The organism is Novosphingobium oxfordense, from assembly GCF_044029435.1.
Taxonomy (GTDB): Bacteria; Pseudomonadota; Alphaproteobacteria; order Sphingomonadales; family Sphingomonadaceae; genus Novosphingobium.
Genome location: NZ_CP147008.1, coordinates 156,588 through 176,224 on the forward strand (window position 1 = coordinate 156,588; position 19,637 = coordinate 176,224).

At 63.8% G+C, this 19,637-nt stretch carries 16 protein-coding genes; 4 read left to right on the forward strand and 12 right to left on the reverse strand.

Going from position 1 to position 19,637, the window contains the following annotated elements:
• Positions 1-10: 10 nt before the first annotated feature.
• Together WBP07_RS23740 and WBP07_RS23745 are read right to left on the reverse strand one after the other, a co-directional pair.
• Positions 11-628: a hypothetical protein gene (locus tag WBP07_RS23740; RefSeq protein ID WP_395397546.1), complete on the reverse strand. Its 618-nt coding sequence runs from the start codon at positions 626-628 to the stop codon at positions 11-13.
• 156 nt (positions 629-784) lie between these two features.
• The gene (locus WBP07_RS23745) at positions 785-1,336 is read right to left on the reverse strand and encodes a hypothetical protein (RefSeq protein ID WP_395397547.1); all 552 of its coding nucleotides are present in this window, start codon (positions 1,334-1,336) and stop codon (positions 785-787) included.
• A 505-nt stretch (positions 1,337-1,841) separates the two neighbouring features.
• Here WBP07_RS23745 and WBP07_RS23750 point away from each other — a divergent pair.
• The 3 genes from WBP07_RS23750 (at position 1,842) to WBP07_RS23760 (ending at position 4,993) form a co-directional block, all read left to right on the forward strand.
• Entirely contained in the window at positions 1,842-2,444 is a 603-nt protein-coding gene (locus WBP07_RS23750) for an RNA polymerase sigma factor (protein WP_395397548.1), read from the forward strand.
• Positions 2,413-3,441 (forward strand): FecR family protein, encoded by a 1,029-nt coding sequence (locus WBP07_RS23755; protein WP_395397549.1) that lies wholly within the window; start codon positions 2,413-2,415, stop codon positions 3,439-3,441. The genes WBP07_RS23750 and WBP07_RS23755 overlap by 32 nt, the downstream gene beginning before the upstream one ends.
• 136 nt (positions 3,442-3,577) lie before the next feature.
• Positions 3,578-4,993 carry an MFS transporter gene (locus WBP07_RS23760; protein ID WP_395397550.1) on the forward strand — a complete coding sequence of 472 codons (1,416 nt, stop codon included), beginning with the start codon at positions 3,578-3,580 and terminating at the stop codon, positions 4,991-4,993.
• On the opposite strand, the gene WBP07_RS23765 is transcribed toward WBP07_RS23760, so the two are convergent.
• From WBP07_RS23765 to WBP07_RS23775, 3 genes are read right to left on the reverse strand one after another with little or no spacing between them, the layout of a single operon-like run.
• On the reverse strand, positions 4,962-5,945 hold the full coding sequence (locus tag WBP07_RS23765) for a nuclease (protein ID WP_395397551.1): 984 nt from the start codon (positions 5,943-5,945) through the stop codon (positions 4,962-4,964). The genes WBP07_RS23760 and WBP07_RS23765 overlap by 32 nt on opposite strands.
• A 19-nt stretch (positions 5,946-5,964) precedes the next feature.
• A complete protein-coding gene (locus tag WBP07_RS23770; RefSeq protein ID WP_395397552.1) occupies positions 5,965-7,146 on the reverse strand; it encodes a YdcF family protein in 1,182 nt (393 codons plus the stop codon).
• Positions 7,146-9,638, reverse strand: coding sequence for a TonB-dependent receptor (locus tag WBP07_RS23775; RefSeq protein ID WP_395397553.1), 2,493 nt, complete (start codon positions 9,636-9,638; stop codon positions 7,146-7,148). Before WBP07_RS23775 ends, WBP07_RS23770 begins: the two co-directional genes overlap by 1 nt.
• Positions 9,639-9,785: 147 nt before the next feature.
• On the opposite strand from WBP07_RS23775, the gene WBP07_RS23780 reads away from it, so the two are divergent.
• Positions 9,786-10,898: an ROK family protein gene (locus tag WBP07_RS23780; RefSeq protein ID WP_395397554.1), complete on the forward strand. Its 1,113-nt coding sequence runs from the start codon at positions 9,786-9,788 to the stop codon at positions 10,896-10,898.
• Positions 10,899-10,902: 4 nt separating this feature from the next.
• On the opposite strand, the gene egtD is transcribed toward WBP07_RS23780, so the two are convergent.
• The 7 genes from egtD to WBP07_RS23815 all read right to left on the reverse strand — a co-directional run bounded on the left by egtD (position 10,903) and on the right by WBP07_RS23815 (position 19,537).
• Entirely contained in the window at positions 10,903-11,889 is a 987-nt protein-coding gene (egtD, locus tag WBP07_RS23785) for an L-histidine N(alpha)-methyltransferase (RefSeq protein WP_395397555.1), read from the reverse strand.
• Complete coding sequence (gene egtB / locus WBP07_RS23790; protein ID WP_395398232.1) at positions 11,889-13,178, reverse strand: ergothioneine biosynthesis protein EgtB; 1,290 nt, start codon at positions 13,176-13,178, stop codon at positions 11,889-11,891. The genes egtD and egtB overlap by 1 nt, the downstream gene beginning before the upstream one ends.
• A 287-nt stretch (positions 13,179-13,465) precedes the next feature.
• Positions 13,466-14,350, reverse strand: coding sequence for a class I SAM-dependent methyltransferase (locus WBP07_RS23795; RefSeq protein WP_395397556.1), 885 nt, complete (start codon positions 14,348-14,350; stop codon positions 13,466-13,468).
• Positions 14,351-14,488: 138 nt separating this feature from the next.
• Positions 14,489-16,018: an inorganic phosphate transporter gene (locus WBP07_RS23800; protein ID WP_395398233.1), complete on the reverse strand. Its 1,530-nt coding sequence runs from the start codon at positions 16,016-16,018 to the stop codon at positions 14,489-14,491.
• A gap of 271 nt (positions 16,019-16,289) precedes the next feature.
• A complete protein-coding gene (locus WBP07_RS23805; RefSeq protein ID WP_395397557.1) occupies positions 16,290-17,513 on the reverse strand; it encodes a hypothetical protein in 1,224 nt (407 codons plus the stop codon).
• A 376-nt stretch (positions 17,514-17,889) separates the two neighbouring features.
• The gene (locus WBP07_RS23810; RefSeq protein ID WP_395397558.1) at positions 17,890-18,525 is read right to left on the reverse strand and encodes a DUF998 domain-containing protein; all 636 of its coding nucleotides are present in this window, start codon (positions 18,523-18,525) and stop codon (positions 17,890-17,892) included.
• Positions 18,526-18,631: 106 nt separating this feature from the next.
• Positions 18,632-19,537: a LysR family transcriptional regulator gene (locus tag WBP07_RS23815; RefSeq protein WP_395397559.1), complete on the reverse strand. Its 906-nt coding sequence runs from the start codon at positions 19,535-19,537 to the stop codon at positions 18,632-18,634.
• Between the last annotated feature and the right edge of the window lie 100 nt (positions 19,538-19,637).

Genomic DNA, 19,637 nt, shown 5'->3' on the forward strand with positions numbered 1-19,637 from the left:
CCTGACGCGATCAGGCGCCCGGGGTCAGTTCGATCAGAACGTAACCCGAGTAGTTGCCAGCAGCCATCCGACGATCGGTGTTCGATCCCCAGTTGACGGCAGTCGGATCGTACGTGCCAACGGTCGGAACGGCGGTCCCGTCAGCAACAGCCTTGGTGAACAGGATGTGGGTCGAAGAGTCGCTCGAGCTGAAGTGACCGCCGAAACGCTTCGCAACCGTGGTAGCGCCAGGCGTCGAAGTCGAGTCGAGGGCCAGACCGCCGATCGATGTATCGAGGTTGTAGCGAATCTGCTGGGCGAAGCCGCCCTCAGCAAAATCGTTGCTGAACTTTGCATCCTTCAAAGAAAGCACAGCACGCTTGACGTTAACACTGCTTCCACCAGTGTTGCAAAATGCAATAACGTCCGCGTCGTTCAGCTTCTGAGCGATTTCGTCAGTGACGGTCGAGCGAACCTTCGCTTCAGAATCGGTCAAGTCGCCGAGGGTGATCGACGAAGCCGTCGACGTGATGCCGCACTTGCTATTGACCTGCGCATTGATGGCGATGTTGGCGGTGGTGGCAGCCTGAGCCGAACCGGCAACGGCGAGCATGGCAACCGCGCTGGCGGCGAGGATCGAACGCTTCATAACTTAACTCCCTTGAGCATTTTGGCGCGGAATGGCGCCGGAGAATGAAGGGCTGCTGGTGCTGGCCCCGCGAGTTAAACCGGATGCCCGGTCAGGCAGCCGATGGCTGAACGGCGCGTCGACCCACGCTCCGTCCTTCTAGGTGGCGAGGTGCGCTTATGCGCGTGGCCCAACCACCAGAATTAGAGTGTCCTTGTAGTGACCCGCCGCAAGGCGAGGCTCGTTGGTGGCTTGCGCCGGCCAATCGATGGTGATCACGGCATTGCGACCGACGCTGATGCCGGAGCCCGATTTCAGCCCGCGCCCCGGCACGAGGCTGGCGAAATCGCAGCTGCCGCCGTCTTCCATTTCACTGGAAGTGCAGCGCTGGCTGCGCACGATGCCCTTGTCGGTATCGAGCGCCACGGAAACGCGGTAGCGCTTGCTGAAGGCATATCCGGAACCGTCGTTCGTCGCGTCGACGTTCATCAGCCCACCACTTTGCGAAGTGACGCCAAGCGCATAGGGCGTGTTGCAGTCGAGCCCGACCGCGACGGTAAAATTGGCCGCGCTCTCAAGATCGCGGGGTGCGGCAAGGTCGTCGGGCCCGCTGGAAGCGAAGCCGCAACGTTCCTTGATACGAGCGGTGACGTCGATCGCGACCGAGTCGGTATGCGCCTGGGCCGAGGATGCTGCCAGCACCCCTGCCAGAACGCCGCCAGCGCACAAGGCTGCGTGCGATATTCGCCGGAATGGAACGAAAATCATTAAGCCCCCACTTAATGTCTGGCGACGCGAGCGGCCCCCTGCTGCCCGAATCTGCGAGTAACTCACTGTGAAACGGGGCTTAGAAAGGGATCACGGAACAGGCAAATGCAAATTGTTAGTTAACAGCAACGTTGTCCATTTTGGGACATTTCACTTTCTATTGATTACCTGCCTTCATCCCGTCACTTGCGGCGAATCGGCGAATTCGACGGCACCGATGCGTCCGAGAAAGGCCGTGAGCGGGCGCGATCGCATCACGGGGATTGGGTGGAGATGCCCCGCCGTGCAGCACCTTCAGCGGCAGCACAGGCTCGGTCCGGCGTCTTCGTGCGGCAAATTTCGCATTACGGAACAAAGCTGTCACATACGTCGGATAGCAGGCCGCCAGATAATTATGGGCGCATCTCTCCGCTGGCTTCACCGATGCCGGGCAGAGCCTGTGGGCCTTTGCTGCATGGGGCTGCTGATGAGCGGGATCGAGAGAGAGCGGACGCGGTGGTTTCTGCGCAACATGTTGCCTCATGAACCCGCACTGCGCAGTTGGCTTGCCCGCAAATGTCCGGCCGGGCTCGAACCCGACGACGTCATCCAGGAAGCCTATGCGGTGATCGCCGACCTTCCCGACCTGCAACATATCCGCTTCCCACGCGCCTATCTTTTCCAGGTCGCGCGTTCGGTCATCGTCCGCCACGTCCGGCGTTCGCGGGTGGTGCCCATCCACGCGGTGGAGGACCTTGCCCACCTGGACTTTCCCGATGACATGCCCTCTCCCGAGCAGGTTGCATTCGACCGCGACGAATTGAAGCGGCTGGCCCGGGCCATCGCCGCCATGCCGGAGCGGACGCGGGAAGCTTTCGTGCTGCGGCGGGTCCATTCCTTTTCGCAGCGGGAAATCGCTGAAAGGATGGCGCTTTCCGAAAGTACGGTGGAAAAACATATTTCCCGCGGCATCCGATTCCTTATTGAGCGATTTGCCGATAGAGGAAACGCGCCGGCAAACGCCTCTAAGGAAAATGATCTGGAGTGTATCTCGCTAGATGGCCGATCGGGAAACCAGTCACGACATTGATGCCGCTGCGGCGGACTGGGTCGCGCGGATCGATCGTGGGCCATTGCGTGAAGACGAAGAGCAGGCCTTCCAGGCCTGGATGAAAGGGGACGCGCGTCGGCGCGGCGCCTTCATGCGCGCCGATGCCTTGTCGATGATGAGCGAATCGGCACGGGCCTTGGGCACCGGTTTCGATACGCGCGATTTCGCGGAAACGCACAAAGAGGAAACGGCGGCAGCGCCCCGCCAACTCGCTTCCCCGCATAGCCGGCGCACGGCCATGCTCTGGGCCGGCCGAGGCGCGGTGGCCACGGCGGCATTGGTCGCGCTGGGTAGCGCCTTCTCATCCAGCGCGGGGGCGATCACCACGCGGCGGGGAGAGATAAGGCGCGTGCCTCTGGAAGACGGCTCCAGCATGGAGCTGAATACCGAGACCAGCGTGCGCGTGCTTTATGGCGCCGAACAAAGGCGAATTCAGGTCCTTTACGGCGAAGTCTTCTTCACGGTCACCCGGAACGATCGGCGTCCTTTCATAGTCGAACTGGGCAACGGCCACATCGCCACGTCGCTTGGCTCCTTTCGGGTACGCCGTCTGCCGGACAGGCCCGCCGACGTGCTGGTCGACCAGGGCCACATCCAGTTCGCCCCGGCCAAGCAGGCCTTCGCGCCGATCGGCCTTTCGGCGGGTACGCTACTCATCGTGCCCGAGCTTTCCGGCGATGCACCCGCCCCCACACCGCAGACCGTCGCGCCCCGGGCGATCACGCAGCAACTGGCATGGCGCGAAGGCAAGATCGCTTTCGAGGGCGACCGGCTGGACCAGGCCGCCGCCCAGTTCGCGCGCTATAGCGATATCCGTATCGTCATAGAGGATCCCGCACTCGCCGCCGAACCCATTACCGGCTTGTTCGCCGCAAACGATCCGGTGGGCTTCAGCCGGGCCGTCGCAACCATCGTCGATGCCCAGGTGGAACGCAGCGGAGGGAACCTGATCCTGCGCCGCCCGTCCCGCTCTTGATAATAGCCCGCTCCAGATCCCGGATGGAGTGAGAAAACCGCCGTGGGCCCGATGGGCATCGGCTGTCCGCCAATTGTCACAGTTCTCTCCTAGCCCGCCAGTCGCCGATCCCCCCGTCGGCGCAGCAGGAAAGTCCATGTTCGATTCAGGCCGAGCGGCCACGCCATCCATCCCACGGTCCGTAGCATTGGGCCGTGAATCCCGGCTGATCGCCTATTCGTCGGGCAATTTCGGCAAGAATCTGGTGTTCTCCGGCGCGGACGTCACTTTCCTGTTCCTGCTGACCGACCTGTTCGGGTTTTCTGGCGCGATGTCCGGCATGCTGATGCTGGTAGCGCTGGCGGGCGACCTCGTGTTCGATCTGCTTGCCGCCAAGCTGGTGATCAGGCTCCGCCGCTCAGGCAAAGGCTATCGCTGGATGATCGCGGCCGGGTCGCTTCCCGGCGGGCTTGCCTTTGCCTTCCTCTACACCATGCCCGCACTCGGCATCGGCCAGGCCTGGGCGCTGGCCTTCGCCCTGCTGGTCTTTCGGGGGGCCTATGCCCTGATCGATGTGCCGCACAATGCGCTGATGACGCGCATATCGGCGGACAGCCGTGCGCGCGGGCGCGTTTCCGGCTATCGCTTCTTCTTCAGTTCGGCGAGCGCACTGACGGTCGCCTCGATCCTTACGCCGATGGTGCAATCCGCCGTGCGGGTGCACGATCTGGCCAGTCTGGCATGGACGGGCGCCATGGCCGGCGGGCTTTTCGCCGCGACCATGGTGGCCTGCGGACTGGCCAGCGACCGGCGGAGCAGCGCGCCGGCTTCGACGTGTGAAGGCCCGGACGGCGACGGGATCGACGTGCCGCTGCGCGACAGGCTGGTACTGGCCATGGGCCTGATCGCCGTGATCACCGGCTTCGCCATGCCCGCTTTCGAACGGATGCTTCTTTATCTCGGAACCTACGTGATCGAGCGGCCCGGGCTGGTCGCCACGCTGCTACTTGCCAAGACGGTGGGCCAATTCGTCGGCGTCGCGGTCTGGACGCCGCTGGCCGGCCGGATCGACAAGAGCCGCATTCTGGCGGCGGGCCATGCCATCTCCATCGTGGGCTTCGCGCTGTTCGGCCTGCTGATCGACCGTCCGGAAGTGCTGCCGGCTTGCGCGCTGCTGATGGGCTTCGGGCTCAGTTGCGTCTTCATGCTGCCTTGGGGCCTGCTGGCCAATGCCGTCGACTTCGTGGCGCTGCGCCATGGGCGGCGGTTCGAAACCGGGCTTTTCGCGTACTATCTGGTGATGGTGAAGGCCAGCGGCGCCGCCGCCTCCGTCGTGATCGGCCTGTCCCTCGGCTGGCTGGGCTACGTTCCCGGCGGAGTGCAGGGCGAAAGCGTCAAGGCCGGAATGATGGCGCTGGGCCTTGGCCTGCCGATCCTGGGCGCCATCGGCGCGATCGTGCTGCTGTCGCGCATGGGGATGGGCCACGACCGGCACGAGCGTGTGCTCGCGGCGCTCGCGGCCCATCGTGCGACCCGATGGTTCAGCCCGGCGCGGAGCCGGTCTCGGGATTGAACTTCGGATTGGTGAAATCGAGCGGCGCGGGGACCACCTTTGCCGGAGGCGTGGCGCTTTCGGCCCAGGCGCGGCAAATCATGTCCCGCAGCATGCGGGCGCCGTCGCCGGTCTGGGTATAGACCAGTTCGCGCGTGTCGCGGTCGGCGAAGTTGGTGAAGTGATCGCGCTTTTCCAGCTTGTAGACTGTCTCCATCTTGTCGCCCGCATTGTCGAGGTAGGCCAGCACCGCGTCGAACATGTCGCCATCGCGGTGCCCCGGCGCGCCGATGCGCGGGGCGATATCGGCAACGGTCAGCTTCATACCGTCCACGAAACCGCTTTCGAACCGGCCATGGATCGTTCGGTCGCGCGTATAGTCATGCGGATTATCGCCCCGCCAGCCATCGCTGTTGACCGAATCGTGCAGCGGCTGCGCGCCATCGCCGATGTAGTGGCCCAGACGGATGACCTGGAATGCGCAATGCTGTTCGGGCACCGAGGCGTCACCGCCCTCCGCATTCGCCTTGCGGATATAGCGCATGCAGGTGATCAGTCGCTGATAGGCCTCCATCGCCGCATAGGGCAGCGTGCCGGTCCAGCGCACATTGGTACGCGCGGCAGTCGCGGGATCGCTGTCCTTGATCGTCTCGTAATGCTTGTAGAGCGACAGCACGAACTCATAGCGAGAGCGCGGGATCGGCTTCAGGAACGTGAACTGCTCACGAAACCAACCGTGGTTCGGGTCTTCCTCGATCTTCGAGAAGTTCATGTCGTCGCCGCGCCAGCTGTCAGGCAGCGAGGCGGAGGCGCCGATATAATCCTCATACTTGCGCAGGAAGACCGGGCCATCGGCGGGGATCGCCTCGATCGCGGCGCGGTCGATCACGGCATGGGCGGTGCCGCCCCAGGCATGGGCGGCGGCAGGCTGGAGTGCGAGCGCGCCCAGCGCGGCCAACAGGGGAAAGCGCATGTCTTGCAGGCCTTTCGTATCAGGGATCCAGCGGATCGCGCGGATCGATCCGCGCCGATTTGGGCGAGGGACGGAATTCCAGTTCGGTGGGCGAGAGGCGCTTGCCCACCTGCCCCGGCTGATAGCCCAGTTCGTCCAGATTGCGCTGCATAAACAAAGGGCTCTCGATATAGACGCTCTGCCCCGGATTGCAGACGACCAGCGTGTCCTTGTCCAGCGGCGCGCCCATCGCCATCAGGCGGCGGGTGGCATTGCGCAAGTTGGTGGTCGTGTGGCGGGCATAGGGCTCGATCACGATCGCCTCTGCCGGGATGCCATAGCGTTCGATCAGGCCGCGGCGCAGTTCCTCCGCCTCCGTAAAGCGCGTGGCGCGCGGGTGGGCGCGGCCGCCGGTGACGACGATGAACGGGATGTCGCCCGCCGCAAAGCGGTTGGCCGCCAGCCGGATATGCAGCTTGCTGAGCGGGCTGAGCGCCATTTCCGGTACTTCGGGACCGACGCCGGTGACGATCATCGCCGAATAGCGATAGCGCCTCCAGTCGATCGTCTTCGCCCGCGCCGTGGCAGCGGCGTTCATGCCGCCGGTGATCGGTTCATAGCCGATGGCATCGGTGCGATCGTTGGTGTCTAGCAGCGCCAGCGCGAATTCTATGCTGGTATCCAGCCCCTGTGCCGATCCGGCACGCGGCGTGCGGGCGAGTGCGAGCGCCGCCATCGTGCGAGACTTCGCTTCCTCGCTATCCGGCGCGATGCCCGAACCGTCGATCTGCGGATAGCGGGGGGCAAGACCCAGCGCATAAGTGCGGATCACGGTGTTGATGCCGTCGATCTCCCGGTCCAGCCCGGCAAGGTTGCCGTCGTCGGACTTGCGTTCGGTGACAAGGCCGGCCGCCGCCGTGCCCAGCGTCGCCTTCTCTGCATCGCTCCACACCAGCGCCTTTGCCGCGCAGAGTGCATCCTCTCCGCAAGCCGCTTCGCGCGCGCGGCGGGCTTCCAGCAAGGTCGCCACGTCATAGCGGGCCTTCAGCGCCGCCACCGAGCGCGCGTTTCCGCCCACTTCGGCCAGCATCGGGAACAGGTGATCGGACAGCAGTTCGGTCTTGCGATCGCGAACCGCCCCGGCCGAAGCCGGGACGGTCGAGACCGGAAGCATGGCCGCCATGAGGAGGGCAGCGGCCAGCCCCTGGGCACGGCGGACCATTACCAGGACTTGCTCACGACAAGGCGGAAGTTCCGGCCGAAGATCGGACGGCCGTAAATCGCCTCGGCACTGCCCTGCCCGCTCAGCGAGTCGGTGCGGGTATTGCCTTCGGTCAGGCCGTGGGCGTTGAACAGGTTGTCGCCCACCACCTGCATCTGCCAGGTACCGCGCGTCAGCGTGAAGCCGGCGCCGATGGTGCCATAAGCAGGCAGCGCGGTGTCGTTGTAGAGATCGACGTAGCGCTTACCCATGTAGGTGTAGCGCCCGTAGATCGACACGTCCGTGCCGCTGGTGGTGAAGTTGAAGCTGGGGCGGATATTGCCGTAGATCTTCGGTTCGCGAACGATCTGGTTGCCTTCCACCTGTTCCGGATCGGCGCCCGTGGTGCTCTGGAAGCTCTTGTACTTCGGATCGCTGATCGTCAACGCGCCGTTCAGCGTGAACCACGGGGTGACCGACCAAGCACCGTCGAATTCCACGCCCTTCACTTGCGCTTCGCCCACGAACGGCACGTTCACGTCGTTGCGGCCTGTGGTTGGGTCATAGGCAAGGAACGAGGCGTTGAGCGGGTCGAAGTTGGTGTAGAAGCCGGTGACGTAGAGGTACGAACGGCCGGACGCGAGCTTCAGGCCCGCTTCGTACTGATCCGCGATCGTGGTCAGGATCGTCGGGTTGATGCTCATCACCGTCTGCACGCTGGGCGGCGTTTCAAGGTGCGAAGCGCGGCCGTAGATGCCGATGTGCCTGTTGAAGTCGTAGTTGGCGCCAACCGTCCAGTTGGTGACATTGGGCTTCAGCGTCTGGTTGATGATCGCGCCGGTGAAGCCGCGCGTGGTGTCGTCCGCCAGCGTGGTGGCGTCGCCCAGGTTCACCTGCTCGGTCAGCGCCGCCCAGCCCTTGTAGCTATAGCGTTCGTGGCGAATGCCAGCATCGATGCGCAGGCCCGGCACGATTTCCCAGGTGTCGTTCGCATAGATCGCGAACATCTTTGCGTCGCTATCGCCCTGGTTCAGCGTGGCGGCGTAGTTCAGCACGCCATTGTCGGTCACGCGGCCGAGTTCGGTACCGGCAGCGTTATAGGCCACGAGGTCGAGCGTGCGCGGCTTGCCCGCCACTTCGATCAGGTAGTTCTGGTAAAGCGTCTTGCTGTCTTCGCCATAAGCACTGGCATAGAGGCCCAGCTTGATGTCGTGGCTGCCGATGCCGGTATCGAACTTCTTCGCGACGGATAGGTTGCCCTGCGCCGAATAGAACTTCGAATGGATGTCGCGGTACTGGCCCTGCATGACGAGGCCGGAGGCCGCGTTCGGATCGTAGACCGTGTTGGTGCCCGCCAGCACGTAACCCAGATGATCGACGGCGCCGAACGCCGTCTGCGCCTTGGTCAGATAGCTGCTGGCGAACGTATCGGCATCGGCAGGGTTGGTGGTGGAATAGAACGCCGTGAAGTCCAGCTTGCCCTGCGTGTAGCCGGCCTTGGCGGAAACCAGCCAGCCATCGAAATCGGCATCGTACTGCGCGCCGAAGTTCACCATCTGCATGTGGCGGCCATCGGAAAGATCGCTGTTGCGGCTCTGGATCACGCCCGCGCCGTCGCGGTACTTCAGGTTGACGTTGCGGAACGCCGGCGAGTTCATCGTGCCGGTGAAGTAGTCGATGTACTTGTCCAGGCTGACGCTGGGATCGCGCGGATCGGCGGTCGGGATGGGCAGATAGAAGACGTTGTGATCGTTGACGTAGTTCAGGCTCAGCTTGATCGAGCCGTTCTCAAGATCATGCTTGATGTTCGCGCGGATCTGGCCGCCCTTGTCGTTGGGGAAGCCATTGTCGCGATAGCCGTCGTGGTACCGCATGAAGCCGCCCACGGCATAATACGTGTTCTTGCCAAGCGGCCCCGCCTGATAGGCATCGAAGCGGTAGAGGCCGGTATCGCCCAAGGTCACTTGCGCCTTGCCGCGCGCTACGTCGCTGCCGGTGACGGTGATCGCGTTGATGATCGCGCCTGAATAGCTGGCATAGACCGGCGCCGGGCCGCCGCGCACCACTTCCAGGCGGTCGGTCATCAGATCCGGCTTGATCAGCGCGTCACCGCGGAAGAACACGCCGTCGTTCTCATGGAACAGTGGCAGGCCGTCCTGCTGGAAGCTGACGAAGCCGCCGTCGCTGGGCAGACCGCGAATGCGGTAGATGTTCTGCACTTCGCCGCCGGTGATCTCGGTCTGGAAACCGGGAAGCTGGCCGATCAGGTCCGCGAAGTTGACCGGCGCGATCTTCGCCATGTCGTCCTGAGAGATCGTGTTGATCGCGTAGGAAACATCGAAACGACGCTGCGCGCGCGTGGAACCGGTGACGATGATGTCGTCGGAGGTGGTATCGGCAGGCGCACCGGCTTGGGCATCGGCCGCAGCCGCGTCGTCCGCTGCATAGGCGGGCACCGCAAGGGTGCAGATGGCGGTTAGCGCCGTGCTGGCGGCAAGAACGGTCTTGAACATGAAGCCCCTCGATTCGAAAAATTCGAAAGCCGCCCGAAGCGGCGACGTGGGGGCACTTGACGACTCAAGGTGACATTTTTAAATATTTTACAGAAAATAATTAATATCTGCGACCAGCCGAATTCCCGGCCGCTCAGGACAGCACGCATGCAGCTTCCCCAGATCGACAAGGACCAGCGGCGGATCATCCGCGAATTGCGCAAGGCTGGGCCGCTCTCGCGCTCCGCCCTCGGTCTTCGGCTGGAAATGAGCGGCGCGGCGCTCACCAAACTGTCGCGATCGCTGATGACGCTGGGCATCCTGGAAGAACTGACCGGCAACGAAGCGCAGGCGCGCGGGCGCCCAGCAGTGCCGCTGCGGATCGCGCCAAGCGGCGGCTATGCGGTGGGTGCCACCGCGCACAAGGGCTTGCTGGACATCGCCCTGCTCGATCTGGCGGGCGGGGTAATCGCCACCCATCGCGAGACGATACCGCCGATCACGCCGGGTGAATTCGCCCGCAAACTGCGCGGCATCACCCATGGACTGGTGGACCGGCACAACCTGCTGGGGCAGCGGATGCTGGGCCTTGGCATTGCAGTGCCTGGCCCGGCCATGTCGATCGACGGCGAGCGCTGGAGTGTGGTGGACGCCCTGCCCGAGTGGCGGGACGCGCCGCTGCGAGAGATCATGGCGCGCGAACTGGGCTGGCCGCTCTGGCTGGAAAACGACGCCAATGCCGCCGCGCTGGCCGAATACTACGTGGACGGCCTGCTACGCGATTTCTCGACTGTGGTGGTCGTCCTGCTGGGCTATGGGATTGGCGCAGGGGTGATCGTCGATGGCCGGCTGGTGCGCGGGCAGTTCGGCGTGGCGGGCGAAGTGGGCTGCCTATTCCCCATCGATCAGCCCAGACCAAGCCCGCTGGACCTGCTCACCAACTTGCGCGCGGCGGGCTGCGCGGTCACGTCCGTAGCGGAAATCGACCCGGAAGCGGCCGGCCAGCGCGACACGATCGAGGCTTGGATGGACCGCGCCGCGCGCCAGCTTGAATTGATCTGCAACACTGCATTTGCCTGGCTGGATCCCGGTGCGATCGTTCTGGCCGGCCCGCTTCCCCCGGCGATCCTGCACGGGCTGGGCGAGAGGCTGCACCGGGCCAGTCTGGTCATGACCTTCGGGGAACGACGCCCGCCGGTTCGCGTCTCGGGCCTGCGCGGATCACCGATCACGCTGGGGGCAGCGCTGCTGCCCATTCATGCCCTTTCGGCAGACGAGTAAGCGGTCAGGGGCCAGCCAGATCCGGCACGCTGGAGGCGAGGATGAGCGAGAAATCGCCGTCCCCGTCCACCCAATGGCATTCCTCGCACCAACCCCCGGCTTGCAGCAGGGTGCGCATCTGCGCGGGCGTATACTTGTGGCAATTCTCGGTGTGGATCGTCTCGCCATGGTCGAGCGCGAAAGTCTCCCCCGCAATTTCGAATTCTACCGGGCGGGTCGCTTCCAGATGCATCTCCACGCGGCTCCAATCGTCGTTCCAGCGCGCGCGGTGCTGAAAGGCCCCGATCGGGACAGTTCCGTCCAGTTCCCGATTGAGCCGCTGCAGAAGATTGAGATTGAAGCGCGCGGTAATACCATCGGCGTCATCGTAAGCGCGCAGCAGGCGCTGGCGATCCTTCAGCCGATCGATGCCGATCAGCAGGCTGCTGCCCTCCCCCAAAGTAGCGCGCATCGATCGCAGCAGGTCGACCGCTGCCCTTGGCTGCAGATTGCCGATCGTCGAACCCGGGAAGAAGCCCAGCATCGGCCCGGATCCGCGCGGCGACGGCAGCGAGACGGGATTCATGAAGTTGGCCTCTACCGGCAGAATCTCCACATGGGGAAAGTCCGCCGAGAGGCCGGCGCAGGCTTCTGCCAGAAACTCGCCGCAGATTTCCACCGGCACATACGTCGCACCCGGCATCGCATCCAGCAGGATGCGCGTCTTGATCGAACTGCCCGAGCCGAACTCGACGATGGTGGGGGCAAGACCAAGGCGATCCGCCACTTGCCCGGCATGGCGATCGAGCAGCCCGCGCTCCACCCGCGTCGGATAATATTCCGCCAGGCGGGTGATCGCCTCGAACAGGCGCGATCCTTCCAGATCGTAGAACCATCGGGCGGGGATCGCCTTCTGCGTCTGTGATAGCCCGTTCAGCACATCGGCCCGGAAGGCCGGATCGAAGCTGAAATCACTCTTCTCGATGTCGAGTTCGAGTTCGCTGATTTGCACTAGAGGCTCCTGGCAAGGCGCAGTCCGGTGAACTGCCAGCGCTGGTGGGGTTGGAAGAAATTCCGGTACGATGCCCGCGCATGGCCGCGCGGCGTGGCGCAGCTTCCGCCCTTCAGAACGAACTGGCCGGACATGAACTTGCCGTTGTATTCGCCGACGGCGCCCGGTGCGGTCCGGAAACCCGGGTAGGGACGGTAGGCCGAGCCGGTCCATTCCCAGACATTGCCGAACAGCGATGCAAAACCGTCATTTTCGGCTTCGGCACGCGGCATTACCCCGCCCGCACCATCCAGCTGGATGCCCTGCGCGGCATCATGGCCCCGTGCCGCCGCTTCCCATTCCTGTTCGGTAGGCAGGCGCGCTCCAGCCCAGGTCGCGAAGGCATCCGCTTCATAGAACGAGACATGGCAGACCGGCGCTTCCGGATCGACACGCCGCCATCCGGCAAGCGTGAACTGTTGCCAGTCCTCCCCCTCTCCCCGCCAATAGAGCGGCGCGGAGACGGCTTCACGGCGCACCCAGTCCCATCCGTCAGACAGCCAGAGCCCGGCCGCGGCATAGCCGCCGTCGCGCATGAAGGCGATCCATTCCCCGTTCGTCACCGGCCGGCTGGCCAGCGCGTGCGGCGCGAGAAAGGCCTGATGGGCGGGCATTTCGTTATCGAACGCAAAGCCGGTCTCGCCGTATCCGGCCTGAACCAGCCCTTGCCCCCCCTCGATCCATCGCATGGCCGACGGCAGGGCTTGCCCGGGCGCCGCATCCCGCACAGGATCGGCGCAATAAGCCGGCCCCAGCGGGTTCGCGGCGAACAGGTTGAGAATATCCGTCAGCAGCAATTCCTGATGCTGCTGCTCATGCTGGATCCCCAGTTCCAGCAAGTCGCCATGCCGCTCCGCCAGTTCCGGCAGCGCAGCGATCAAGGCGGCATCGACCTGCCGGCGATAGTCGATCACTTGCGCCAGCGTCGGCCGGGTGATGAGGCCGCGCTGCGCGCGCGCAAGGCGGGCACCCTCAGCCTCGTAATAGCTGTTGAAGAGAAACGGCCAGTCGGGATCGAACAGCCGATAACCTGGCACCTGATCGCGCAGCAGGAACGTCTCGAAAAACCAGGTGGTATGGGCCAGATGCCATTTCGCGGGCGAGGCATCGGGCATGGACTGCGCCGCCGCATCCGCCTCCCCCAGCGGCTCTATCAGAGAAGCGGTCAGCGCGCGGACGGCGCGAAACCGGTCAAGCAAGCCGGGACCCGGGGGGCGGGAAAGCTGACCGGCATCGGATTGGTCCGTCATCCACTTCATCGGCGCCTCCGATGGCCGACCGCTGCGTGCGGAACGGCGATACTGCAGCAATCAACTAGGTACCGACAACGTGGTTCCCTGCAATTGTCCATTGCAGGGAACCACGACACGGATCCCCGGCCGCCGCCGCTGGTCAGCCGGGTGTCGCAAACAATAATGACAGTGGGATATCACAATGCGTTTGGCAATTCTTCGGGCAATAGGCACATCCATCCCGATCATTCTTCTTGTGGCCTATTGCACCCGCCATCGTCGATTTGGCCGGGTGAAAGCCGCCATCATTGGCGCGTGGATTGCGATACGCTGGCATCGCTCGCGGGATGGACGCGGTCTGACGCCGCCATTTGGTCGCGATATTTGATCCGGCGATAGGCGCGCCGGCATTTGGCGGCGAGATCGGGCGAAAGATCCTGCCACCATTCCAGCACATGCGATCGCAATCGCTGCATGCGATTGGCCGATGCGTTCTGGAAAACCAGTTGGCGATAGGCGTCCAGCGCGTCCGCAGGCTCGATCAGTCGGGCACGATCCCCCGTCAACTGGCCGAAATAGGTGTCCACCAGCTTTTGCCCGGTGCTCAAGGAACCGGATGCTATCAGTTTGTTGGTCAGCAGCCAGGAAAGCCGCATCTTGCTGTCTATCCGATACACGGCACCGCGCCGCTTGACGCGCACCAGATCGGCCACATCGTCGATGATCAGCGAGCAATCGCGCACCAACCGGTCGTTCAGAATTTCCAGATCGCGATCTATGCGGCCATCCGCGTCGAGCATCAGCACCGAAACCGGCCCGTCCGGCAGAGCCGAAAGGCCGCCACACAGGTCGTGGGGGGTGATGGTCACCAGATCGGTGACGCCATAATGGGCCAGATTCTGGCGGATACGGGCAATTCGCTTCTCCGCGGAGCCGACGGATCGCCTTGGCCCGCCCGTCATGGGATCGAACGTGAATACGTGCCCCGCCCGACCCGAGTGCTTGAGCCCGAGCGCAAGGGCGACCGTTGCCGCGCCCAGTGCCGTGCCCACTTCGACAATCAGCCCACCGCGCTGCGCGGTCTGGTAGATGCGCGCGTAGACCTGTGGAGGCAGCATGCCGTCGCAGGTTTCGATCAGTTCCGAAAACAGTTCGGTCCTTGCACCCTCGAGCTTTGCACCCTCGAGCATCGGCGTTCTCCCACCGCGTCCGGCATATTCCCCCGAACGATGCTCGATCCTGCAGCACTATTGTGGATTAATCCGGGGTAATGCCGGCGGCCACGCCATCACAAGCACATACCGGCCCCATACCGCTTTCGCGCCCGGTCAGATCGCCATGCGGAACAGCCAGTACAGCAGCGCGGCCAGCGCAATGGAGGCGGGCAAGGTCAGGACCCAGGCGATCGCCAGATTGCGGATCGTGGCCATCTGCAACCCTGACCGGTTGGCCGCCATCGTCCCGGCCACGCCGGACGAAAGCACATGCGTGGTCGAAACCGGCAGGCCGAGTGAGTCGGCGCCCATGATCGTGCCCATCGCCACCAGTTCCGCCGCGGCGCCCTGTGCGTACGTGAGGTGCGACTTGCCGATCTTCTCGCCCACGGTGACGACGATCCGTCGCCATCCGATCATCGTACCCAGCCCCAGCGCGAAGGCCACCGCGACCTTGACCCAGGTGGGAATGAAGCGGGTGCCGCGATCGAGCGAATCCTTGATCCGCGAAAGCACGGCATTGTCGGCGTCGGAAAGCCCAGCCGCCTTTTCCTTTCCAAGGCGCTTGATCGCTTCGGAGGCGAGGTACATGTCGTTGCGGACGTTCTTCACCGCCTGCGCCGGAACCTTGGCCAGCGATCCGTAATAGCGCACCTGCTGGTCGATATCGGTAAGCAGTTCCGCCACGGCAGGGCGAGTGTCAGGCTCAAAATGCTTGTCGGCGATGAAGCGCGTCACGGCCTGGCGGGCCTCGTCCGGCGTCATCGGCGTTTCCGGCGCGTGCAGCACCGAAACGGCGGCAACCGCATTGGCGTGGAACTGCGCCGTGTACTGTTCCGGCACCGCCCGGTTCAGCGCATAGGCCGTGGGCACCGTGCCGATCAGGATCAGCATGATCAGGCCCATGCCCTTCTGCCCGTCATTCGAACCATGCGCGAAGCTGACGCCGGTGCAGGTGAATATCAGCAGGGCGCGGATCCACAGCGGCGGCGGCACGCCGGGCTCCGGCTCTTGATAGAGTGCGGGATGGCGGATCAGCACTTTCATCGCCAGAAACAGCAGGGCGGAAAGCCCGAAGCCGATCAGGGGAGAGAACAGCAGCGCCTGCCCGATCTCCGTCGCCTTGGACCAATCTACGCCGGCAGTGCCGGATTTACCCTCAAGGAACGCATTGGCAACGCCCACGCCGATGATCGAGCCGATCAGCGTGTGCGAACTGGAAGAGGGAATGCCCAGCCACCAGGTCGCAAGGTTCCAGATGATCGCGGCAATCAGCAGCGCGAAGACCATCGCAAAGCCGGCATGCGATCCCACTTGCAGGATCAGTTCGACCGGAAGCAGCGAGACGATGCCGAATGCCACCGCGCCGCTGGATAGCAGAACGCCAAGGAAATTGAAGAAGCCCGACCAGACGACCGCCGTCGTCGCCTGCAGCGCATTGGTGTAGATCACCGTCGCCACGGCGTTGGCGGTGTCGTGAAAACCGTTCACGAATTCGAAGCCCAGCGCGATCAGCAGCGCAACGAACAGCAGCACGAAAGGCAGCAGGGTCGTCGGATGGACGTGGGCCGCCTGCGCATCCCTGAAAACGCTGGAGGCGACATAGAGGAGCGCCGCGATGATGGCCGCGCCGAAGCCGATCATCCCTGCCTTGCCCAGGCCCTGGTTCAGATCCGGACGGCTGGACGCGGTCTGCCCATCTGCCCGCAGGTCGGCTGCATGCCGCCGATCGTATTGTGCATTCGCGCCTCCGGTCGGGGCCCGGAACCCGGCCTTCAACAGACGACGGTTTCGCATGAAAAAGGCGAGTCAGGGCGGCTCGACGATGTGATCGCGTCGATCCTGATCGCGTTTCACTGCCGTCTTGTGACAGACGGCCGCAAAATACCGTATTTTTCCGGAAGGCCCCCCGGCCTCAATAGCTCCAGTCGAACTGCACCCAGTACTTGTCGGTATCCGTGGCCAGCGCATGCGCATCGTAATGGGCATAGCGCAGGGCAATCGTGGTCTTTCTCACTTTGGCGGAGGCCAACAGATCGACTTCGTTGCCGTAATGCTGGCGCAACCTGTCGCTGTCGAAGCGGTGCCAGATCCCTTGCAGCGCCACGGCCGACAGCGGCCCCAACTGCTTCCAGCCGTAACCGCCGCTGAAATAGAGATCCCGCACCCCGTTGGCAGGCGTCGTCAGGAACTTGTCCGCCCAGCCCTGGAACTTGAAATTGGTACCGAGCGGGGTCTGGAAGCTGGTGAGCGCCGTTCCTGCGCTCTGCCCACCGCTTGCACCCAGCGCTTCATACCCGGCGTTCAGCTTCCAGTCCTTCACCTCCAGCGTGGCATCGGCCAGCCAGTAATCGGCACGATAGTCGTTCGGATTGCGCCGCCAGTCGGACTGGCGGGCATAAGCGGCCTGATAGGCCAGCTTCACGGCCGATGAGAAGGCATGGCGGCCGGCCAGCCGCACGCCGTAGGTCTGGCTGGACAAGCGGAAGCCCTGCACGGCCGCCTCATCCTGGTCGACAAGGTAGGCAAAGCCGGCAAGCGTGCCCAGGGGCGTGGCGTAGGACAGGTTGGCGAAGACGTTGTTCCCGCCGATCGCCTGCTGGCGCGCGCCGACGCCGTCGATCCCCCAGATCGTCCGCACACTCCAGGCGTAGGACAGGTCCAGCTTCAGCCCCTTCAGCGGCATGACTTCCGCGCGCACCGCGTCGAACGTCTGGGCATTGTCGCGAAAGCCGACGTTGCCCACGAAGCGCTCGTCGTCCAGCGCGATCTTCTGCCGCCCCGCCGTCAGGACGACCGCGCTGGAGCGGTACTGGAGTTGCGCCAGATAGAGCGCGATGTTCTGCGGATCGGCCACCAGCGGCCGGGTCGCGCTGCCGTGCAGACCGTCGTAGTAATCGTCCACCGCCGCCAGCGTCCCCTGCGCGACAACGGTGGCGGCCAAGCCGTCGCTGCTGGCAACGAGACCGCCACGCACGCGCAGCGTCAATGCATCGGCAGCCTGGTCCAAACCGTCCTGATCGACATGCTCGTAACGCACCCTTGCCTCGGCCACGGGCTTGAGCGTTATATCCTGCGCATGCGCAATCCCGCCCACTGGCGCCGCGCACACCATGCCTGCGAGCATCGCGCGTCGCATTGCTGCCCCATCAGGCCGCTTACCTTTGCCGCTTCGTTCCCTCACGCCTGTTCCCCATACGAAAAAAGGCGCCATCGACCGCCCCGTTACCGGGTTCGGTCGATGGCGCCATTGCCACCTTCGTGCTTTCCGAAAAGCCTGATGCCGCAGCCGCCGCGTTGCAGAGCGGATCAGTTTTCGCCGGTCATCCTGACAAATGCCCCGCTGCAGCGCAACAGGTTATTTTGCATTGCAGCATACCCGCTCATGCGCTGAACAGCAGCACGTCGGCGCGGAACCAACCTGGGGAAGCGGTTGCTCGGAACGGCTTGCTTCTGCCCGTTCGGCTGCTCCACCCCATCAAAGCGCCTCGCTACAGATCAGCCCGGAGGCTTTGTCACCGTGAGACCACCTCTCGGAGCCAAAAGGATGTCGAGACAAGCCAGGCCATCAAGATTGCCACGAACACGCGATTGGTGATGCCGTAAGGGGCGCCTTTGTGAAGCGTCAGGAACTGCGCAACGAAAGCCACGACGAGGAGAGCGGCAAAGCCAAGTCCGGCCGCCTTGTAGCGCTGCCAGGCAACCGCACCGCGATAACTAAAGCCCAGGAGCAGCGCCGATAAGAGGATTGCAACGATGTTCACGAAAAAACTCATTGCATGGATATCGCCGGTAGGCGTCGAAGGGGCTGTCTCCAGATCGGTGGGGAAGATCGCCGTGACCATCAGGCCTGCCGAAGTGATCAGGAGCAGTATCGCGCCCAGACGACCCGCCCATGTAACGGGTCCCCCGCCCAACAAGCCCGCCCCAAGCATCAAGCAGCCGAGCGCGGCCGATGCAAAAGCCGTCGTCATAATCCACCCGTATCGACCGACCGCGTAGTCGCTGACCATATGATCGACGACGGTATAGTCCGGTTTCAACACATGAAGCACCACGAGTGCGGCCACAAAATAACAAAAGAGCGGGATCGCCGCCGTGGCCAGAACAAAACTTATTCGTTTCCCCGAATTTCGTTCGATCGAAGCCATTGTGGTTCACCCCACCTGCCTTTTCACAATTTAACCGACGAACGGACGGCTGCAATCGAAATCAAGGTAATGGCCTGCAAGATCGATCGCAGCCCAATTGCTGTGCTCAAATAGTACCTGGCTTCGTTGTCTTCGGGAATCCGGCCGCCAGATGGTCGATCCAGGCCCTGACGGCGGGCGGTAGACCGCGCCGGGTCGTGAAAACCAGATGCACGATCCCCTTCGCACCGCGCCACGCGGGCAGGATGTGCACCAGCCGCCCCTCGCTCAAGGCGGCACTGCAGATGTGATCGGGTAGCAGCGCGATGCCCAGCCCGTCGATCGCCGCACTGCGAACCGCCATCATATCCTCGCAACCCAACCGCGGTTCGAAACGGATTGCGCGCGCGCGCCCATCGTCGGTTTCCAACTGCCATTCGCTGTCTTCCCCCAAATCGCTGGTGCTGAGACAGGGCAGATCGGCCAGATCCCCCACCTCCGCCACGCGGCTGGCCAATTGCGGGCTGCCGACCAGAATGCGCATCGAAACGCCCAGCGACCGCATGGTCAGCGCGGCATCGCTGGTCAAAGCCGTCCGCACGCGCAGGGCAACGTCGATCCGCTCCCCGATCAGGTCCACCGCGCGATCGGTCGCCACGATCTGGAGCCTGACTTTCGGATGGCGCTCCAGAAAGGAAGAGACAAGGCCCGAGACGAGTTCGATCAACCCGGTCGGGCAACTGAAGCGGACCCGGCCATGCGGCTCTGCCTGCGCCTGCTGCACGAGGGTTTCCGCCTGTTCCACTTCGGCCAGGATCGTGCGGCAGCGTTCATAGAAGGCCTGCCCGGTATCGGTGACCCGGAAACGGCGGCTCGATCGTTCGATCAGGCGCATTCCCAGCCGCTCCTCCAACCCGGCGATCCGCCGCGAAAGCTTGGACTTCGGCTCGCGCAGCGCGCGCCCGGCGGCCGCGAAACCGCCGTGGCTCACCACCTCCGCGAAATAGGCATAGTCGTTCAGATCGATTTTCATCAGCGTTCCTCTGGTAGAACGCTAAGTGCCACATCTGCTGACTACACGCACCATCGTTCTGGAGGCATTTCCATGGGGCAACGGCGATCCCGCCGAAATG

What these genes read in the sequence shown, in the direction of transcription:
- WBP07_RS23740 (WP_395397546.1), bottom strand. Translation starts at nt 628, where the DNA reads ATGAAGCGTTCGATCCTCGCCGCCAGCGCGGTTGCCATGCTCGCCGTT.
- WBP07_RS23750 (WP_395397548.1), top strand. Translation starts at nt 1,842, where the DNA reads ATGAGCGGGATCGAGAGAGAGCGGACGCGGTGGTTTCTGCGCAACATG.
- WBP07_RS23755 (WP_395397549.1), top strand. Translation starts at nt 2,413, where the DNA reads ATGGCCGATCGGGAAACCAGTCACGACATTGATGCCGCTGCGGCGGAC.
- WBP07_RS23760 (WP_395397550.1), top strand. Translation starts at nt 3,578, where the DNA reads ATGTTCGATTCAGGCCGAGCGGCCACGCCATCCATCCCACGGTCCGTA.
- WBP07_RS23765 (WP_395397551.1), bottom strand. Translation starts at nt 5,945, where the DNA reads ATGCGCTTTCCCCTGTTGGCCGCGCTGGGCGCGCTCGCACTCCAGCCT.
- WBP07_RS23770 (WP_395397552.1), bottom strand. Translation starts at nt 7,146, where the DNA reads ATGGTCCGCCGTGCCCAGGGGCTGGCCGCTGCCCTCCTCATGGCGGCC.
- WBP07_RS23775 (WP_395397553.1), bottom strand. Translation starts at nt 9,638, where the DNA reads ATGTTCAAGACCGTTCTTGCCGCCAGCACGGCGCTAACCGCCATCTGC.
- WBP07_RS23780 (WP_395397554.1), top strand. Translation starts at nt 9,786, where the DNA reads ATGCAGCTTCCCCAGATCGACAAGGACCAGCGGCGGATCATCCGCGAA.
- egtB (WP_395398232.1), bottom strand. Translation starts at nt 13,178, where the DNA reads ATGACGGACCAATCCGATGCCGGTCAGCTTTCCCGCCCCCCGGGTCCC.
- WBP07_RS23795 (WP_395397556.1), bottom strand. Translation starts at nt 14,350, where the DNA reads ATGCTCGAGGGTGCAAAGCTCGAGGGTGCAAGGACCGAACTGTTTTCG.
- WBP07_RS23800 (WP_395398233.1), bottom strand. Translation starts at nt 16,018, where the DNA reads ATGATCGGCTTCGGCGCGGCCATCATCGCGGCGCTCCTCTATGTCGCC.
- WBP07_RS23805 (WP_395397557.1), bottom strand. Translation starts at nt 17,513, where the DNA reads ATGCGACGCGCGATGCTCGCAGGCATGGTGTGCGCGGCGCCAGTGGGC.
- WBP07_RS23810 (WP_395397558.1), bottom strand. Translation starts at nt 18,525, where the DNA reads ATGGCTTCGATCGAACGAAATTCGGGGAAACGAATAAGTTTTGTTCTG.
- WBP07_RS23815 (WP_395397559.1), bottom strand. Translation starts at nt 19,537, where the DNA reads ATGAAAATCGATCTGAACGACTATGCCTATTTCGCGGAGGTGGTGAGC.